Origin of the sequence: Streptomyces sp. SBT349 (assembly GCF_001083795.1) — a bacterium.
In the GTDB taxonomy this organism is placed as follows: Bacteria; Actinomycetota; Actinomycetes; order Streptomycetales; family Streptomycetaceae; genus Streptomyces.
Map to the genome: position 1 here is coordinate 1 of NZ_LAVK01000562.1, position 2,881 is coordinate 2,881.

The window sequence follows — 2,881 nt, forward strand, 5'->3', positions numbered from 1 at the left end:
CCCTCGCGCCGCCTCACACGCCGGTGCCGGGCGCGCCGGTGCCCCGCGCGCCGGTGACGTACACGCCGCAGGGGTACCGGGAGCCCCCGACGCGCGCCGCACGCGGTGAGCACGGCGCTGAGCAGGGCGGCGCTGAGCAGGGCGGCGACCAGGAGGGCGCCCAGGGAACCCCGCGGGGCAGGGCGCCGCATCAGGGTGCCCCGAAGGTGAGGAGCAGTTGGGGCCGGTTCGCGGTCTGGGGCGCCTCCTCGGCCCACAGCCACAGGCTGTCGGCTCCGGAGCTGGTGAGCGCGAGGTCGAACTCCTCGCCGAGCGCGCCGTTCACCGTGGCCAGGTCGATGGGCACGCTGTACACGCCGCCCAGCGCGTCGGGCGCGCTGAGGGTGCCCAGCACCGTGGCGCCGAGCGTGGGTCTGGTCGCCCAGGTGGTGGCGGCCTCCGTCCAGGCGCCGGTGACCGGCCGCACCGCGAACTCGTCCCCCGAGCCCGCCGCCGCGTCTCCGCTGACCCGTACCCGCAGCGCCGCGTTCTCGAGCACGGTGCCGGGCGGCGCCTCGGGCAGCGCGAAGGCCAGATAGCTCTCATAGGCCGGGGTGCCGCGCACCGCGAGCTGCTGGTGCGTGCCGTGACCGGCCGTCGGCGCCGCCCCGTTGACATAGGTGTCGGCGGTCGGCGCGAGCGCGGTCACCGTGTCGGTCGGCAGTGACGCCGCCTCGTAGTGCTCCTCGATCCGCGAGGCGGACAGCTGCGCGGGGTAGACGGCCGTGGCGTCCTGGCGGCCGGCGAACCAGTCGCTGTCGGGGCGGTTGGGCCAGCCGGAGAGGCTGTCGCCCCCGGTGCGCCAGTACCCGGTGACGTTCCTGGCCGCGGTGACCGTCTGCTGGCCGGCGACCTGCTCGCCGTCCACGTACAGCCGCATGCCGTTGGCTCCGACCGAGGCGGCGACATGGTGCCAGTCGCCGTCGTTGAACGAAGCCGAACTGGTGATCGTCCGGTAGGTGTTGGTGTAGACGCCGAACACCAGGCGCCCGTCGTCGCGCATATAGATGTTGTGGTCGCGGCGCGAGCTGAGCTCCAGGATGCGGTCGCCCATCCCGATCAGCTTGCCGCCCCTGTCGGTCGTGGTGCTGAACCAGGTCTCCAGCGTGTACCGCGTCATTCCGGCGTAGGTGCGGTCGCTGTAGGTGTACGCGTCGGTGCCGTCGTAGCCGATGGCGGCGGCGCCGGGGCCCGGCACGGCCGGCGGGGCCGCGCCGCGCTCGGGGGCGCCGCGGTGGATGCCGTTGCCGCCGTTCCCCGAGGCGTCGGAGGCGAAGGTGTTCGCGGTCTCGTCGAAATTCCAGAAGAGGACCGGGTCGTCGGCGAGGACCTCGTCCGCGTAGGGCTGGCCGTCGCCCGCCACGGTGACGTTCACCGGCGCCGACAGGGCACTGGTGTTGCCCGCGCCGTCGGTGGCGGTCACGCGGTAGCTGTGGGTCTCCCCGGCCGTCACATCCGTGTCGGCGTACGTGAGTTGGGGTCTGCGCCAGGGCAGCGACTCGGCCTGGGCCGTGTGCACCGGCTGGCTCCCGCCGTCGCGGTAGACGCGGTAGGTCAGCAGGCTGTCGTCCAGGTCCAGGCTCGGCGCCCAGGTCACGTCGGCCCGGCCCGGCACCAGGCTCGCCGCGTGCGTCTCGGGAACGGACGGCGCGCCGGTGTCGGGCCCGGTGGCGAACCGGGTGACACCCCACTGCGGTTGACCGTTGACCGTGGTGAACCCGCCGCCCACCCACAGGAATTCACGGTCGTCGCCCGGGTGGTCGGCGACCGTCATCACGCGCGGCCCGAGCTGCTCGCCGAGGCCGTCGTTGGTGTTGGGGAACCAGCCGAGCAGCTCGGGGTCGTGCACCGACTGGGCGAAGAGGTGGTAGCGGGCCTGGTTCGGGAACTGGCCCATGCTGGAGCAGTCGTGCGCGTGGTGCCCGCTGTACAGCACCTCGGCGTGGACGGCGACCGTCTGGGTGGCGCCCAGGCAGGTGTCGCGCCACTTCTGGTCGAACGTGGCCGGGTCGAGCGCGATCCTGCCGTCGAAGCCGCCGGTGCCCTCGTTGGCGGTGTAGATCCCGTTCTCGTCGACGGCGAGGGCCTGGACCGTCGAGCTGGTCTCGATGAACGGCAGCGGGTAGGTGCGGACGTTGGCGCCGGTGTCGGCGTCCACGACGGCCAGGGCGTGCGAGTTGGCGTCGTTGATCTCGAAGAAGTTGCCCCCGAGGACGACGCTCTCGCCGTCGGGGGTGAGCGCGATGGCCTTGCCGATCTCGTCCGCGTCCGCCTCCCAGCCGGTGAGCTGCCCCGCGAGGTCGACGGCGCCGAAGCGGGACCTGCCCTGCCCGCTGAGCTGGGTGAAGTCCCCGCCCAGGTAGACGCGGTCGTCGGATGCCGCGATGGCGCGGACGATGCCGTTGGCCGCGACGGGGAACGGGACGCGGGCGCAGGCGTTCCCGAGGTCGAACGCGGCCACGCTGGAGGCGCCCACGCCGTTGACCGAGCCGAACGTGCCGCCCGCGTACAGGGTTCGGCCGTCGGGCGAGACGGCGAGGGACCGCACCGTGGCGCCGCCCGAGCCGACGGTGAACGACAGGTCGCAGTCGATCGGCGCGCCCGTCGCGGCGTCCAGGGCCACGAAGTTCCCCGCGGGCCGCTCCTGCGTGCCGGAGGCCGCGCCCGGCGGCCTGACCGTGGAGAAGGTGCCGCCGACGAAGACCACGCCGTCCGCCTCGGCGAGCGCGTACACGATGCCGTTGGTCTGCCAGGTCGGCAGCTCCTCGGCGGTCATGCCGGGGGGGGGGGTCCGCCCCCCCCCCTGGGCCGCGGGGGCCCCCCCGGCCCGGGCCAGCACCCC

1 protein-coding gene is annotated in these 2,881 nt (G+C 74.0%); it reads right to left on the bottom strand.

Annotated features, from left to right (window positions below; all coding sequences use genetic code 11):
• Positions 1-190: 190 nt before the first annotated feature.
• Complete coding sequence (locus ADY01_RS34585; protein WP_053171525.1) at positions 191-2,815, bottom strand: DUF7594 domain-containing protein; 2,625 nt, start codon at positions 2,813-2,815, stop codon at positions 191-193.
• Between the last annotated feature and the right edge of the window lie 66 nt (positions 2,816-2,881).